Here is a 15,943-nt window from a genome sequence, read left to right as displayed (position 1 = left end):
TTATCTTCCCAACCACGGCTGTGGATTGACCGCCTGACCCTGACGACGAATTTCGAAATAGAGTGACGGGCGGCCCTGACCGCCACTGCTGCCCACAAGGGCAATGGGTTGACCCGCGCGCACCTGAGTGCCAACGCTGACCAGCGCGCTCTGGTTGTAGCCGTAAAGACTCATGTCGCCTTTACCGTGCTCGACCACCACCACGAGCCCGTAACCCTGTAGCCAGTCGGCCAGGATCACGCGGCCATCGGCGATGGCTTTCACTTCGCTACCTTCAGACGCACCGATAACGATCCCCTTCCAACGTAGCTCACCCTGCAACTGTTCGCCATAGCGATGCAGGATCGTACCGCGAACGGGCCAGTAAGCCTGACCACGCGGGGAGCCGAGGCCGCCGGTACGCGACATCAGGGAACGTTCATTTTCAGTCGGTTTGTAGGTGGTGCCTTTCCGGGAGGCTTCCTGCTGCTTATTACGCACCGCCTGCGCTTCGCGCGCTTCTTTTTCGGCGCGCGCTTTGGCCGCGGCTTCTGCCCGGGCAATGCTGTTACGCAGTCTGGATTCGTTGGCGCGCATTTCGCTCAGCTGGCTTTGTCCTGCCTGGATAGAGGACTCCAGCCCGGCGAGCGTCTTCTTACGCTCATTGCGCGCCTGCTCAAGCTTCTCCTGCTGCGCCTGCTGATCGTAGAGCAGCGTTTGCTGCTGGCTCTGCTTCTCTTCCAGCTCGGCTTTTTGCGTGGTGACTTGTTCGCGCGTCTGTTTCAGCTGCGCAATGGTCTCCTGACGAGCCTGGTTGAGATAGCCGAAATAGGCCTGTAAACGCTGACCGCGCTGGCTCTCTTCACCGCTGAGGATCAACTGAAGGCCTGTGTGCTCACCCTGGCGGAAAGCGGCATCAAGCTGTGCAGCAAGGTTCCGCTCCTGGGCATCGCGCTGACGCTCCAGTTTCGCAATCGATGCGTTCATTTCATCGATTTGCTTATTAAGCTGGGCAAGGGTGTTTTGTGTTTCACGCAGCTTACGCGCGGCGGCGGAAATAGCCTCTTCCTGCTTTTTAAGCTGGGCAAGCAGGGCAGAGCGCTGCTGCTGCTGCTGGCGTACCACACGCTCTTTGGCGGCGATATCGGCCTGAATGGATTTGAGCTGGTCGCGGTCATCCGCGTGAGCAGATGCGGCGCACAGCAATACGCCAGCGCTGAGTGCGCTGGCGCAAAGCAGAGGTCTGACTGATAACCGAAACGGCTTCACGACCCATGTGATTGAAAAAATCGCCTTTCCCCTCATGGGGAGCGATTATTCCACGATGAACAGCGGCTTGCCAGTCATCTCTTCAGGGATTTCCATACCCATCAGCGACAACATGGTTGGCGCGATGTCGGAAAGCTTGCCGCCTTCCACTGCTTTCACTGACTTATCACCTACATAAATCAGTGGAACAGGCAGGTTGGTATGGGCGGTATGCGCCTGACCGGTTGCCGGGTCACGCATCTGTTCTGCGTTACCGTGGTCAGCGGTGATCAGCAGCTGGCCGCCCACGGATTCAACCGCTTTCGCGACCTGCTCAACGCAGTGGTCCAGCGCTTCAACCGCTTTAACGGCAGCTTCCATCACGCCGGTGTGGCCCACCATGTCGCCATTCGGATAGTTACAGATGATGGTGTCGTATTTACCGCTTTCGATCGCGGTCACCAGTTTTTCGGTCAGCTCCGCAGAGCTCATTTCTGGCTGGAGATCGTATGTGGCGACTTTCGGTGAGTTAATCAGGATGCGGTCTTCGCCTTTAAACGGCTCTTCTACGCCCCCGTTAAAGAAGAAGGTCACGTGCGCATACTTCTCAGTTTCGGAGATGCGCAGCTGCGTTTTATCGTTTTTCGCCATCCACTCGCCGAAGGTATTTTCCAGGGAAGCGGGTGGATACGCGCATGGGGCTTTGATATCCGCTGCATACTCGGTCAACTGGATGAAATCGATCTTCGCCACTTTCTTACGGGCGAAACCGTCGAAATCGCTGTTGACGAAGGCGCGGGTGATTTCGCGCGCGCGGTCAGCACGGAAGTTCATGAAGATCAGCGCATCGCCATCTTCCATAGCGGCATCGGCCTGGCCTTCAGCGCGGATCACGGTTGCCTTCACAAATTCGTCGTTTTCATCACGCGCGTAAGCCGCTTCCAGGCCTTCAACGGCGGTCGGGAACTGGAACTCGCCTTTTGCCAGGATCAGCAGATCATAGGCTTGCTCAACGCGGTCCCAGCGGTTGTCGCGGTCCATGGCATAGTAACGGCCAACGATGGATGCCACGCGGCCTTTGCCCAGTGCGGCAAATTTATCTTCAAAGGCTTTCAGAGAACCTTTTGCGCTGCGTGGCGGCGTATCGCGACCATCCAGGAAGGCGTGCAGATAGATTTTTTCCGCACCGCGCTCAGCGGCCAGCTCTACCATCGCCATGATGTGATCTTCGTGGCTGTGAACGCCGCCCGCAGAGAGCAGGCCCATAATATGAACGGCCTTGCCTGCGGCAACGGCTTTATCAACTGCTCCGGTGAGCGTTGGGTTGGCAAAGAATGTACGTTCTTTGATTTCAACGTCCAGGCGCGTCAGGTCCTGATAAACGATACGGCCTGCGCCCAGGTTAACGTGACCCACTTCAGAGTTGCCCATCTGACGATCCGGCAGGCCGACTTCCAGACCAGACGCATCAATCAGGGTGTGGGGACGTTTTGCCCATAGCGCATCCATAACCGGGGTTTTGGCGTTGAAAATGGCGTTATCCTGTTGATCTTCACGGTAGCCATAGCCATCCAGAATCACCAGTACCATAGGTTTTTTAGAAACCGACATTGCGACAACCTCATGCTCAAGAGACAAAAAATTTGCGTAATTTTACTACAACTGAATCGATAAAATAGCCGCAGAAGATCAAAGAAAGCGCGGGGGCAAGGCTGTTCTCAGGCCATTTTGAGGCTTTTTTTACGTGGCATGCCGCAGAAAATAGATTAGCTTTATGTCGCTGGCTGTATTTGCCACAGCGCACAGGTATACTCCTGTCCTGGTTTTTTTAATCACTTAGTCGGGAGTTGTTACCCCCCATGCAAGAAATTATGCAATTCGTTAGCCGCCACCCGGTTCTGAGCATCGCGTGGATTGGCCTGCTGGTCGCTGTACTGTTCACCACATTTAAGGGACTGACGTCTAAAATTAAGGTGATCACCCGCGGTGAAGCGACACGTCTGATCAACAAAGAGGACGCCGTGGTTGTCGATCTGCGTCAGCGCGACGATTTCCGCAAGGGCCATATTGCAGGTGCTATCAACCTGCTGCCAGCGGAAATTAAAGCGAACAACATTGGTGAGCTGGAGAAGCATAAAGCCCAGCCGATTATTGTTGTTGACGGCACTGGCATGCAGGCGCAGGAATCTGCCAACGCACTGCATAAAGCAGGCTTTGAAAACGTAACGGTGCTGAAAGAAGGCATCTCCGGCTGGAGCGGGGAGAATCTTCCTTTAGTGCGCGGTAAATAAGGAGTTAAGTGATGGCCAATATTGAGATCTACACCAAAGCAACGTGCCCGTTCTGCCACCGAGCGAAAGCGCTGCTGTCCAGCAAAGGCGTAACGTTTAAGGAACTGCCGATTGATGGTGACGCGATTAAACGCGAAGAGATGATCCAACGCAGTGGTCGCACAACGGTTCCACAGATTTTTATTGATGCGCAGCACATTGGCGGCTGTGATGACTTGTATGCGCTCGACGCCCGCGGTGGACTCGATCCGCTGCTGAGCTAGAGACTTTAGGACAATTAAAAAGGGTTTTTCCATGTCAGAACAAAACAACACCGAGATGACTTTCCAGATCCAGCGCATCTACACCAAGGATGTCTCTTTCGAAGCGCCAAATGCGCCGCACGTTTTCCAGAAAGACTGGCAGCCAGAGGTTAAACTTGATCTGGATACCGCATCCACCCAGCTGGCGGATGACGTGTATGAAGTCGTACTGCGTGTCACCGTGACCGCCTCCCTGGGCGAAGAAACTGCATTCCTGTGCGAAGTCCAGCAGGGCGGTATCTTCTCTATCGGCGGCATCGAAGGTAACCAGATGGCGCATTGCCTGGGTGCATACTGCCCGAACATTCTGTTCCCGTATGCGCGTGAATGCATCACCAGCCTGGTTTCTCGCGGTACATTCCCGCAACTGAACCTTGCGCCAGTCAACTTTGATGCGCTGTTTATGAACTATCTACAGCAGCAGGCTGGCGAAGGTGCCGAACAACATCAGGATGCCTGATGAGCACTGTTAATGCGTCAATGACTGTGATCGGTGCCGGCTCTTACGGCACCGCTCTTGCCATCACACTGGCAAGAAATGGTCACGACGTGGTCCTGTGGGGCCACGATCCAAAACATATCGCGACGTTGCAACACGACCGCTGCAACGTGGCGTTTCTCCCGGACGTTCCGTTCCCTGACTCTCTGTATCTGGAAAGCGACCTCGCAACCGCGCTGGCGGCCAGCCGCAATATTTTGATTGTGGTGCCAAGCCATGTGTTTGGCGAAGTCCTGCGTCAGATTAAGCCGCTGATGCGTGCGGATGCGCGTATTGTGTGGGCGACGAAGGGGCTGGAAGCGGAAACCGGACGTCTGTTGCAGGACGTTGCCCGCGAAGCGCTGGGAACAGCGATCCCGCTGGCGGTGATCTCCGGGCCGACATTCGCCAAAGAGCTGGCTGCGGGCTTGCCGACGGCGATCTCGCTGGCGTCCACCGACCAGGCATTTTCCCACGATCTTCAGCAACTGCTGCACTGCGGCAAAAGCTTCCGCGTGTACAGCAACCCTGATTTTATCGGCGTACAGCTGGGCGGCGCGGTGAAGAACGTCATTGCCATCGGGGCCGGGATGTCTGACGGCATCGGCTTCGGCGCGAATGCGCGTACGGCGCTGATCACCCGTGGCCTGACCGAAATGTCACGCCTGGGAGAAGCGCTGGGCGCCGATCCGGCCACCTTTATGGGAATGGCTGGGCTGGGCGATCTGGTGTTGACCTGCACCGACAACCAGTCGCGTAACCGCCGCTTTGGCATGATGCTCGGACAGGGCAGCGATGTCAAAAGCGCGCAGGAGAAGATTGGTCAGGTGGTTGAAGGCTATCGCAATACCAAAGAAGTTCGCGAATTGGCGCATCGTTTCGGTGTCGAAATGCCAATAACCGAGGAAATTTATCAGGTATTGTATTGCGGAAAAAATGCGCGCGAGGCAGCATTGACCTTATTAGGTCGTGCGCGCAAGGACGAGCGCAGCAGCAATTAGCCGGGAAGTATCGTCACCTGAATGACCCAGCCAGCGCAGAACTGGCTGGTCATTAACTATCGTCTGGAGCAAGCAATGCCGTGTGAAGAACTGGATATCGTCTGGAATAATATTAAAGCCGAAGCCCGAGCGTTGGCCGACTGTGAGCCCATGCTGGCCAGTTTTTATCACGCGACGCTACTCAAGCACGAAAATCTCGGCAGCGCCCTGAGCTACATGCTCGCCAATAAACTGGCTTCCCCTATCATGCCTGCTATCGCTATTCGCGAGGTGGTGGAAGAGGCCTACGCTGCCGATCCGGAAATGATTGCTTCTGCCGCCTGCGATATTCAGGCCGTGCGCACGCGTGACCCGGCGGTGGATAAATACTCCACGCCGCTGCTGTATCTCAAAGGCTTCCACGCCTTACAGGCGTACCGCATCGGCCACTGGTTATGGAATGAGGGACGCCGCGCGCTGGCCATCTTCCTGCAAAACCAGGTTTCCGTGACCTTCCAGGTCGATATTCACCCGGCGGCGAAAATTGGCCGCGGGATCATGCTCGATCACGCCACCGGCATTGTTGTCGGTGAAACGGCGGTGATCGAAGATGACGTGTCGATTCTGCAATCCGTTACGCTGGGCGGTACCGGTAAAACCAGCGGCGATCGCCATCCGAAAATTCGTGAAGGGGTGATGATTGGCGCGGGTGCTAAAATCCTTGGCAATATTGAAGTCGGACGCGGCGCAAAGATTGGCGCGGGATCGGTTGTGCTCCAGCCTGTACCGCCGCACACCACCGCCGCTGGCGTCCCGGCGCGCATCGTCGGTAAGCCAGACAGCGATAAACCGTCGATGGATATGGATCAGCACTTTAACGGTATTCACCACACCTTCGAATACGGCGACGGTATCTGAACGCTGGAACACTCAAATAAAAAAGCCCGGTGAGTTAATGCACCGGGCTTTTGATTAGTTGCGGTATAACACTTTGATAATGTGATAGCCGAACTGCGTATGCAGTGGGCCGGTTGGCTCCAGCACCGGGCAGGAGAAGACCACTTTATCAAACGCCGGAACCATCTGGCCCTGGCGGAACTCGCCTAAGTCACCACCGCGTTTGCCTGACGGGCAAATCGAGTGTTTCTTCGCCAGTTTGCCGAAGTCGGCGCCGTTTTTAATCTGTTCGAGCAGATCCTGTGCCAGTTTTTCTTCTTTAACAAGGATATGCAGTGCTGCTGCTGTTTTTGCCATGATCGTGCCTTGAGTCAACGAGTTTACGATCGGTATACTACCACGCGTTTTTCCTCCTCTCCCGACTTTCATTGAGTGATCATTTATGCGTTTAAACCCCGGACAACAACAAGCTGTCGAATTCGTCACCGGACCCTGCCTGGTGCTGGCGGGAGCGGGATCCGGTAAAACACGCGTGATCACCAACAAAATCGCCCACTTAATTCGGGGTTGTGGATACCAGGCGCGCCATATCGCGGCGGTCACCTTTACCAACAAAGCGGCGCGTGAGATGAAAGAGCGCGTCGGCCAGACGCTGGGCCGTAAAGAGGCGCGCGGGCTGATGATCTCCACCTTCCACACGCTGGGTCTGGATATCATCAAGCGCGAATACGCGGCGCTGGGAATGAAGTCCAACTTTTCGCTCTTTGATGACACCGACCAGGTGGCGCTGCTCAAAGAGCTGACGGAAGGGCTGATCGAAGATGACAAAGTGCTGTTGCAACAGCTGATCTCGACGATCTCGAACTGGAAAAACGATCTGATGACGCCGGCCCAGGCTGCGGCAAGTGCCAAAGGCGAGCGTGACCGCATCTTTGCCCACTGCTATGGCCTGTACGACGCGCATATGAAAGCCTGCAACGTACTGGATTTCGACGATCTGATCCTGCTGCCGACGCTGCTGCTTCAGCGGAATGAAGAGGTGCGCGAGCGCTGGCAGAACAAAATTCGTTACCTGCTGGTGGATGAATACCAGGATACCAACACCAGCCAGTACGAGCTGGTGAAGCTGCTGGTAGGACAGCGCGCGCGTTTTACCGTTGTAGGCGATGACGATCAGTCGATTTACTCATGGCGTGGCGCACGTCCGCAAAACCTGGTGCTGCTGAGCAAAGACTTCCCGGCTTTGCAGGTGATTAAACTGGAGCAGAACTACCGTTCTTCCGGGCGTATCCTGAAGGCGGCGAACATCCTGATTGCCAACAACCCGCACGTCTTTGAGAAGCGCCTGTTCTCTGAACTGGGTTACGGGACCGAGCTGAAAGTCCTTAGCGCCAATAACGAAGAGCACGAAGCGGAGCGCGTAACCGGCGAGCTGATTGCCCATCACTTCGTCAACAAAACTGAATACAAGGATTACGCGATCCTCTATCGCGGAAACCACCAGTCGCGCGTCTTTGAAAAGATGCTGATGCAAAACCGCATCCCCTACAAAATCTCCGGCGGTACGTCGTTCTTTTCGCGTCCGGAAATCAAGGATCTGCTGGCCTATCTGCGCGTGCTGACCAACCCGGATGACGACAGCGCTTTCCTGCGCATTGTAAATACGCCGAAGCGCGAGATTGGCTCTGCGACGCTGCAAAAGCTGGGTGAATGGGCGATGACCCGCAACAAAAGTCTGTTCACCGCCAGCTTCGATATGGGGCTGAGCCAGACCCTGACCGGGCGCGGCTATGACGCCTTAACCCGCTTTACCCACTGGCTGGGTGAGGTGCAGCGTCTGGCAGAGCGCGAGCCCGTGGCGGCAGTACGCGATCTGATCCACGGCATTGATTACGAATCCTGGTTGTATGAAACCTCCGCCAGCCCGAAAGCGGCAGAAATGCGCATGAAAAACGTTAACCAGCTCTTCAGCTGGATGACCGAAATGCTTGAAGGATCTGAGATTGACGAGCCGATGACCCTGACGCAGGTGGTCACCCGCTTCACGCTGCGCGATATGATGGAGCGCGGCGAGAGTGAAGAAGAAGCCGATCAGGTCCAGCTGATGACGTTGCATGCCTCGAAAGGGCTGGAGTTCCCGTATGTCTATCTGGTGGGGATGGAAGAGGGCCTGCTGCCGCACCAGAGCAGCATTGATGAAGATAACGTCGACGAAGAGCGCCGTCTGGCCTACGTGGGGATCACCCGTGCGCAGAAAGAGCTGACGTTTACGCTGTGCAAAGAGCGCCGTCAGTATGGTGAGCTGGTGCGCCCGGAGCCGAGCCGTTTCCTGCTGGAGTTGCCTCAGGACGATCTTATCTGGGAGCAGGAGCGTAAAGCTATTACCGCTGAAGAGCGGATGCACAAGGGGCAAGCCAACGTGGCGAACATACGCGCCATGCTGGCGAAAGCCAAAGAGAAGGGATAACAATTTTGTAGGCCGGGTAAGGCGAAGCCGCCACCCGGCACGCTTCAAAGGGTCACTTCACATCAAGCGCCCAGTGCACATAGCTCTGCCACTGGCACTCCTGCTCGATCAACTCTGCTCCAAGCGGATGATTTTCTAGCCAATTTTCCGGCAGCGTCAGCGTCAGTTTTTCATCGTCTGCCACCAGCGTAATGGCCGGGAGGAGATCGTCGCGACGCCGGCTGGCAAACAGAATCGCCAGACGAAGTAAGCGGCAGAGATGTTCGGCCACGCGCGGCGGTACAGCGTTTTGCTGATGGAGTGAAGAGAGGTCAACGGCGTTGGTTTGATTCAGCAGCAGGGTCGCGAGCAATTTTTTCTGCGCGGGAGTGTAGCCCGGCAAATCGAGATTACGCACCAGCCAGGCTGCGTGTAGCGGCGCTTGCTTGTACTCAACGCTAAGCCCAATTTCATGCAACGCACACGCACTTAGCAGCAAATCGCGGCTTAACGGTTCGATATCCCAACGTGATTTAACCTGATCCGCAAAGAGCGATGCCAGTTGGCCCACTCGCTGCGCCTGATCGGTATCCACAATAAAGCGGCGCTGGACGTTACGTAGCGTACGGCTTCGAATGTCCTGGTCCACCGAAAGATGCAGCATCCCATAGACCAGACCTTCGCGCAGTGCGCCGCCTGCCAGGGTCATGCACTGGATGTTTAGCTCGGTGAAAATGGCGATGAGAATGGCTAGCCCGCTGGGGAAGACCAGCGCACGTTCGAGCGTCAGCCCTTCAATTTCCAGCTCTTCCAGACGACCACATTGAATGGCGCGCTGTTTAAGCTGCTGGAGTTTAGCAAGCGTGATCCGCTCATCCATCCCCTGCGCCATCATGATTTCCTGCAACGCCTGTACAGTTCCTGACGCCCCAACACACACTTTCCAGCCGTGGTAGCGCAGTTCGTCCATGACCGGACGCAGCACTTCACGCGCGGCATTTTCAGCCTCGTCGAAGTTTTCTTGCGCGAGATTGCGGTCAGTAAAGTAGCGCTCAAGCCAGGTTACGCAGCCCATCGACAGACTGAACAGCGAGGTCGCCTGGGCACCTGTGCCGGTCACCAGTTCAGTACTCGCTCCGCCAATATCCACCACCAGACGGCGATCGTCGCCCCCGGTAGTGTGCGCCACGCCCTGATATATCAGACGCGCTTCTTCTTCACCGCTGATGACTTGCACCGGGCAGCCGAGAATTTCCTGCGCTTTGGCAATAAAATCGACGGCATTAACCGCCAGACGGAGCGTCGCGGTCGCGACAACGCGGATTTGGGCATGCGGTATGTCCTGCAGACGCTCTGCAAAGAGGCGCAGACACTGCCAGCCACGTTCCATGGCTTCGGGAGAGAGGTGATTATCGCTGCTCAGGCCCGCCGCCAGGCGGACCTTACGCTTGATGCGCGTCAGCGTCTGTATGCTTCCCGCCACCTCGCGTATAACCAGCATATGAAAACTATTCGAACCGAGATCAATTGCCGCATAGAGCGAGGTGGAACTGAGCATCATTTTTTAACCTGAACGACGACGATTACGCGGCGCACCGCCGGAACGACGCGGGCCATTACCGGTACGTGGACGGGTAAGGCGCTTAGGTGGCGGCAGTTCGCTCATCAGCGCGTCCGGATTGTATTTACTCTGTGGAATAGAGTGACCGATATAAGTCTCAATGGCCGGAAGGTTCAGCGCATACTCTTCACATGCAAGGCTGATGGAGTGACCGCTTGCGCCGGCACGACCGGTACGACCGATACGGTGTACATAGTCTTCACAGTCATCTGGCAGGTCATAGTTAAAGACGTGCGTCACGGCTGGAATGTGCAGGCCACGGGCCGCCACGTCGGTCGCGACCAGAATATCAAGGTCGCCACGAGTAAATTCGTCGAGAATGCGCAGGCGTTTTTTCTGCGCCACGTCGCCGGTCAGCAGGCCCACACGGTGACCATCTGCCGCCAGGTGGCCCCAGATATCTTCACAGCGGTGTTTAGTGTTCGCAAAGATGATCGCGCGATCCGGCCACTCTTCTTCGATCAGGGTTTGCAGCAGGCGCATTTTCTCTTCATTAGAAGGATAGAAGAGCTCTTCTTTAATGCGGTGCCCGGTTTTCTGCTCCGGTTCTACTTCCACATATTCCGCATTGTTCATCTGCTCGAATGCGAGTTCACGTACGCGGTATGAAAGGGTTGCGGAGAACAGCATGTTCAGACGCTGGTTTGCCGCAGGCATACGGCGGAACAGCCAGCGGATGTCTTTAATGAAGCCCAGATCGTACATGCGGTCTGCTTCATCCAGCACCACGACCTGGATTGCGCCGAGGTTGATATGGTTCTGTTTAGCGTAGTCGATAAGACGGCCGGTGGTCCCAATCAGGATATCCACGCCGCTTTCCAGCACTTTCAGCTGTTTATCGTAGCCGTCGCCGCCATAGGCCAGGCCAAGTTTCAGGCCGGTGGCTTGCGCCAGGGGCTCAGCGTCTGCGTGGATCTGTACCGCCAGTTCTCGCGTCGGGGCCATAATTAGCGCGCGCGGCTGGTTAACTTTGCGGTCTGCAATCGCTGGGTGAGAAAGTAAATAATGAAACGTTGACGTTAAAAACGCCATCGTTTTGCCAGTACCGGTTTGCGCCTGCCCTGCAACATCACGACCGGCCAGCGTCAGCGGCAGGGCGAGAGCCTGAATGGGCGTGCAGTTATGAAACCCTTTAGTTTCAAGGGCTTCGATCACCTTTGGGTGCAGGGCGAAGTCGGAAAACTTCTGTTCTGTTAAATGTGTTTTGCTCATAGTGTGGTAGAATATCAGCTTACTATTGCTTTACGAAAGCGTATCCGGTGAAATAAAGTCAACCTTTAGTTGGTTAATGCGACATCAACACGTCGTTGGTGGAGACAAAACCAACGTACCAGGCTTATTCCTGTGGAGTTATATATGAGCGATAAAATTATTCACCTGACTGACGACAGTTTTGACACGGACGTACTTAAAGCTGACGGGCTGATCCTCGTTGATTTCTGGGCTGAATGGTGTGGTCCTTGCAAAATGATCGCTCCGATTCTGGATGAAATCGCTGACGAATATCAGGGCAAACTGACCGTTGCCAAGCTGAACATCGACCAGAACCCGGGCACCGCGCCAAAATACGGTATCCGTGGCATCCCGACCCTGCTGCTGTTCAAGAACGGTGACGTGGCGGCGACCAAAGTGGGCGCACTGTCCAAAGGTCAACTGAAAGAGTTCCTGGACGCTAACCTGGCGTAAGGTTTCTCCGCTGAGCGTCCAGAGCGCCTAATTAATGGTGAGCTCTGGACGCCCGGCTTTAGTCGTGCTAAGTTAGCTATGACTACGTTTTAAACATATCTTGTTGTTTGAATCTTGTTTTACCCGATACTTCCCGTTGTTAACTTAAACAGTGCGTGAAGTTGCTAGATTCCGGGCTTGTCACTCAATCCGTCTTGTCGTTTCAGTTCTGCGTTCTTTCCCTGTGACCAGACAGCGAACAGACATGAGGTGATGGCCGCTAAACAGGCATGGATGACCCTGCCATACCATTCACAACATTAAGTTCGAGAATCACCCCGAGTTTAAGAACCCACACCATTATGAATCTTACCGAATTAAAGAATACGCCGGTTTCTGAGCTGATCACTCTCGGCGAAAATATGGGACTGGAAAACCAGGCTCGTATGCGCAAGCAGGACATCATTTTCGCCATCCTGAAGCAACACGCTAAGAGTGGCGAAGATATCTTTGGCGACGGTGTGCTGGAGATACTGCAAGACGGATTTGGTTTCCTCCGCTCTGCAGACAGCTCCTACCTCGCCGGCCCTGACGACATCTACGTATCCCCTAGCCAAATCCGCCGTTTCAACCTCCGCACTGGTGACACCATTTCAGGTAAGATTCGTCCTCCAAAAGAGGGTGAACGCTACTTTGCGCTGTTGAAGGTTAACGAAGTTAACTACGACAAACCGGAAAACTCCCGCAATAAGATCCTGTTCGAGAACTTAACGCCGCTGCACGCGAACTCTCGCCTGCGCATGGAGCGTGGTAACGGGTCTACTGAAGACTTAACCGCTCGTGTGCTGGATCTGGCATCGCCAATTGGTCGTGGCCAGCGTGGTCTGATTGTGGCGCCGCCAAAAGCCGGTAAAACCATGCTGCTGCAAAACATCGCGCAGAGCATTGCTTACAACCATCCAGACTGTGTGCTGATGGTGCTGCTGATTGACGAACGTCCGGAAGAAGTAACCGAGATGCAGCGTCTGGTGAAAGGGGAAGTGGTTGCGTCTACCTTCGACGAGCCTGCTTCTCGCCACGTTCAGGTTGCGGAAATGGTCATCGAGAAGGCGAAACGCCTGGTTGAGCACAAGAAAGACGTGATCATCCTGCTCGACTCCATTACCCGTCTGGCGCGTGCCTACAACACCGTGGTGCCGGCTTCCGGTAAAGTACTGACCGGTGGTGTGGATGCCAACGCCCTGCATCGTCCGAAGCGTTTCTTCGGTGCGGCGCGTAACGTGGAAGAGGGCGGTAGCCTGACCATTATCGCGACGGCGCTGATCGATACCGGCTCCAAAATGGACGAAGTTATCTACGAAGAGTTCAAAGGTACAGGCAACATGGAACTGCACCTTTCTCGTAAAATCGCAGAAAAACGCGTCTTCCCGGCGATCGACTACAACCGTTCCGGTACCCGTAAAGAAGAGCTGCTTACCACTCAGGAAGAGCTTCAGAAAATGTGGATCCTGCGCAAAATCATCCATCCAATGGGCGAAATCGACGCAATGGAATTCCTCATCAATAAACTGGCGATGACCAAAACGAACGACGATTTCTTCGACATGATGAAACGCTCGTAACGCAAATAATCCCAGTAAACGCCACGTTTTTACGTGGCGTTTTTTATTTATGGACTATACGCTATTACCACACACTCCCAATTTTGACCTGTCGGTGCGACAATAAGAATGTTTGCACAGTCAAAGAAATAATTGATTGAAAAACATACAAAGGGAGTTGTGAGAAGCCATCTTTAATCCTTCTGAGGCAGAGGCTTCATGGTTATACTTCCGGGACTAACATTTGTTGAGAGCAATCCATTGTGAATCTACTCACTGCAGTAACTGAGCTGATCAGTATTTTTTTATTCACAACCTGTTTTTTGTTCATTGCGCGCAAGGTAGCAAAAAGAATTGGGTTAGTGGACAAACCGAACTTCCGTAAACGTCATCAGGGGCTTATTCCGCTGGTGGGCGGCATTTCGGTATACGCAGGCATCTGTTTCACATTCGGGATCGCGGATTATTATATCCCCCATGCCGCACTCTATCTGGCATGTGCCGGTGTGCTGGTACTGGTCGGCGCCCTTGATGATCGTTTTGATATCAGCGTGAAGTTCCGCGCGACGGTACAGGCGGCCATTGGCATCATTATGATGGTGGTAGGCGGCCTTTATCTCAGAAGCCTGGGCTACGTGTTTGGTCCCTGGGAGCTGGTGCTTGGGCCATTCGGCTTCTTCCTGACGCTGTTTGCCGTGTGGGCGGCTATCAACGCCTTTAACATGGTTGACGGTATAGACGGTCTGCTTGGTGGGCTGTCCTCTGTTTCGTTTGGCGCGATCGGCATCATCTTATGGTTTGACGGCCAGTACAGCCTGTCAATGTGGTGCTTTGCTATGATTGCCGCCATCCTGCCATACATCTGCCTGAACCTGGGTGTGTTAGGGCGTCGCTATAAAGTCTTTATGGGCGATGCGGGCAGTACCCTGATTGGCTTTACGGTTATCTGGGTCCTGCTGGAAACCACGCAGGGTAAAACGCACCCTATCAGCCCGGTAACGGCCCTCTGGATTATCGCCATCCCGCTGATGGACATGGTCGCTATTATGTACCGCCGTCTGCGTAAAGGGATGAGCCCGTTTTCTCCCGATCGGCAGCATATTCACCACCTGATTATGCGCGCCGGCTTCACGTCTCGTCAGGCATTTGTGTTGATTACGCTTGCGGCTGCTATTCTGGCTGCGATTGGCGTTGCCGCGGAATATGCTCATTTCATTCCTGAATGGGTAATGTTGGTATTATTCTTGCTAGCATTTTTCATGTACGGTTACTGCATCAAGCGTGCATGGAAAGTCGCGCGTTTTATTAAACGTTTAAAACGCAGGATGCGTCGGAACAGTGGCAAAAACACAACATTAACTAAGTAAAACCGGGACTATGATGACTCAACCGTTGGCGGGAGCGAAATCAGTGGGCACTGAGAACGAGCTGGATATTCGTGGTTTGTTTCGAGTGTTATGGCAGGGCAAACTGTGGATTGTGGGGATTGGCCTGGGGTTCGCGCTGTTAGCGCTTGCCTACACCTTCTTTGCGAAACAAGAGTGGAGCGCCACGGCGATCACAGACCGACCAACGGTGAATATGCTTGGAGGCTACTACTCCCAGCAGCAATTCCTGCGTAATCTTGATATCAAGGCCAATCTGGCGACCCCGGATCAGGCCTCGGTGATGGATGAGTCCTACAAAGAGTTTGTGATGCAGCTGGCGTCGTGGGATACACGTCGCGATTTCTGGTCCCAGACAGACTACTACAAGCAGCGTATGGTCGGTAACAGCAAAGCGGATGCCGCGCTGCTGGATGATTTAATCAACAACATTCAGTTTATGCCTGGCGATGTGCTCCGTAACGTTAGCGACAGCGTGAAGCTGATTGCGGAAACGGCGCCTGACGCCAATAACCTGTTGCGTCAGTACGTTGCTTTTGCCAGCCAGCGTGCGGCCAGTCATCTGAATGACGAGCTGAAAGGCGCCTGGGCTGCGCGAACTATCCAGATGAAAGCGCAGGTCAAACGTCAGGAAGAGGTCGCTAAGGCCATCTTTGCCCGTCGCGTGCATAATCTTGAGCAGGCGCTGAAGATTGCGGAACAGCACAATATTTCCCGTAGCGAAACGGATGTTCCGGCTGACGAACTCCCTGATTCAGAAATGTTCCTTCTTGGTCGCCCAATGCTTCAGGCACGTCTGGAAAATATCCAGGCCGTTGGCCCTGACTTTGACCTTGATTACGACCAAAACCGCGCCATGCTCAATACGCTCAACGTCGGTCCAACGCTGGACCCGCGTTTTCAGACCTATCGTTATTTAAGAACGCCTGAAGAGCCTGTAAAACGCGATAGTCCGCGTCGCGCATTCCTGATGATCATGTGGGGGATTGTGGGCGCACTGACTGGCGCTGGCGTAGCGTTATTGCGTCGCCGCACAAACTAAGAACGCCG

The 15,943-nt window shown here is 54.6% G+C and carries 15 protein-coding genes; 10 read left to right on the top strand and 5 right to left on the bottom strand.

Features of this window, described 5'->3' with window-relative positions:
* Positions 1 to 1,260: a murein hydrolase activator EnvC gene (envC, locus tag IPZ49_RS08795; protein ID WP_237765438.1), complete on the bottom strand. Its 1,260-nt coding sequence runs from the start codon at positions 1,258 to 1,260 to the stop codon at positions 1 to 3.
* Between the two features lie 33 nt (positions 1,261 to 1,293).
* Positions 1,294 to 2,838 (bottom strand): 2,3-bisphosphoglycerate-independent phosphoglycerate mutase, encoded by a 1,545-nt coding sequence (gene gpmM, locus IPZ49_RS08790; protein ID WP_063146892.1) that lies wholly within the window; start codon positions 2,836 to 2,838, stop codon positions 1,294 to 1,296.
* 248 nt (positions 2,839 to 3,086) lie between these two features.
* Between gpmM and IPZ49_RS08785 the strand changes: the two genes are divergently transcribed.
* From IPZ49_RS08785 to cysE, 5 genes are all read left to right on the top strand, one after another.
* Positions 3,087 to 3,518, top strand: coding sequence for a rhodanese-like domain-containing protein (locus IPZ49_RS08785; protein ID WP_003860840.1), 432 nt, complete (start codon positions 3,087 to 3,089; stop codon positions 3,516 to 3,518).
* Positions 3,519 to 3,529: 11 nt separating this feature from the next.
* Positions 3,530 to 3,781: a glutaredoxin 3 gene (grxC, locus tag IPZ49_RS08780; RefSeq protein WP_003860837.1), complete on the top strand. Its 252-nt coding sequence runs from the start codon at positions 3,530 to 3,532 to the stop codon at positions 3,779 to 3,781.
* Positions 3,782 to 3,812: 31 nt separating this feature from the next.
* Entirely contained in the window at positions 3,813 to 4,280 is a 468-nt protein-coding gene (gene secB, locus IPZ49_RS08775) for a protein-export chaperone SecB (protein ID WP_003860835.1), read from the top strand.
* The gene (gene gpsA, locus IPZ49_RS08770; RefSeq protein WP_063146893.1) at positions 4,280 to 5,299 is read left to right on the top strand and encodes an NAD(P)H-dependent glycerol-3-phosphate dehydrogenase; all 1,020 of its coding nucleotides are present in this window, start codon (positions 4,280 to 4,282) and stop codon (positions 5,297 to 5,299) included. Before secB ends, gpsA begins: the two co-directional genes overlap by 1 nt.
* A 75-nt stretch (positions 5,300 to 5,374) precedes the next feature.
* Positions 5,375 to 6,196 carry a serine O-acetyltransferase gene (cysE, locus tag IPZ49_RS08765; RefSeq protein ID WP_022646641.1) on the top strand — a complete coding sequence of 274 codons (822 nt, stop codon included), beginning with the start codon at positions 5,375 to 5,377 and terminating at the stop codon, positions 6,194 to 6,196.
* Positions 6,197 to 6,250: 54 nt separating this feature from the next.
* On the opposite strand, the gene ppiC is transcribed toward cysE, so the two are convergent.
* Positions 6,251 to 6,532 carry a peptidylprolyl isomerase PpiC gene (gene ppiC, locus IPZ49_RS08760; protein WP_006812396.1) on the bottom strand — a complete coding sequence of 94 codons (282 nt, stop codon included), beginning with the start codon at positions 6,530 to 6,532 and terminating at the stop codon, positions 6,251 to 6,253.
* A gap of 85 nt (positions 6,533 to 6,617) precedes the next feature.
* On the opposite strand from ppiC, the gene rep reads away from it, so the two are divergent.
* A complete protein-coding gene (rep, locus tag IPZ49_RS08755; RefSeq protein WP_022646642.1) occupies positions 6,618 to 8,642 on the top strand; it encodes a DNA helicase Rep in 2,025 nt (674 codons plus the stop codon).
* 52 nt (positions 8,643 to 8,694) lie between these two features.
* On the opposite strand, the gene gppA is transcribed toward rep, so the two are convergent.
* Positions 8,695 to 10,179 carry a guanosine-5'-triphosphate,3'-diphosphate diphosphatase gene (gene gppA, locus IPZ49_RS08750; RefSeq protein WP_063146915.1) on the bottom strand — a complete coding sequence of 495 codons (1,485 nt, stop codon included), beginning with the start codon at positions 10,177 to 10,179 and terminating at the stop codon, positions 8,695 to 8,697.
* 6 nt (positions 10,180 to 10,185) lie between these two features.
* Entirely contained in the window at positions 10,186 to 11,454 is a 1,269-nt protein-coding gene (gene rhlB / locus IPZ49_RS08745; RefSeq protein WP_022646644.1) for an ATP-dependent RNA helicase RhlB, read from the bottom strand.
* Between the two features lie 144 nt (positions 11,455 to 11,598).
* Between rhlB and trxA the strand changes: the two genes are divergently transcribed.
* From trxA to wzzE, 4 genes are all read left to right on the top strand, one after another.
* Positions 11,599 to 11,928 carry a thioredoxin TrxA gene (trxA, locus tag IPZ49_RS08740; protein ID WP_006812392.1) on the top strand — a complete coding sequence of 110 codons (330 nt, stop codon included), beginning with the start codon at positions 11,599 to 11,601 and terminating at the stop codon, positions 11,926 to 11,928.
* A 341-nt stretch (positions 11,929 to 12,269) separates the two neighbouring features.
* Positions 12,270 to 13,529, top strand: coding sequence for a transcription termination factor Rho (rho, locus tag IPZ49_RS08735; RefSeq protein ID WP_001054528.1), 1,260 nt, complete (start codon positions 12,270 to 12,272; stop codon positions 13,527 to 13,529).
* Positions 13,530 to 13,771: 242 nt separating this feature from the next.
* Positions 13,772 to 14,875 (top strand): UDP-N-acetylglucosamine--undecaprenyl-phosphate N-acetylglucosaminephosphotransferase, encoded by a 1,104-nt coding sequence (wecA, locus tag IPZ49_RS08730; RefSeq protein ID WP_001050933.1) that lies wholly within the window; start codon positions 13,772 to 13,774, stop codon positions 14,873 to 14,875.
* A gap of 13 nt (positions 14,876 to 14,888) precedes the next feature.
* Positions 14,889 to 15,935: an ECA polysaccharide chain length modulation protein gene (gene wzzE / locus IPZ49_RS08725; RefSeq protein WP_063146894.1), complete on the top strand. Its 1,047-nt coding sequence runs from the start codon at positions 14,889 to 14,891 to the stop codon at positions 15,933 to 15,935.
* The last annotated feature ends 8 nt before the right edge of the window (positions 15,936 to 15,943 follow it).

It is taken from the genome of Enterobacter cloacae complex sp. S2 (assembly GCF_015159675.1).
GTDB lineage: Bacteria > Pseudomonadota > Gammaproteobacteria > Enterobacterales > Enterobacteriaceae > Enterobacter > Enterobacter intestinihominis.
Note: the sequence above shows the minus strand (reverse complement) of the source record. Positions and strands in the feature narration are given on the sequence as shown.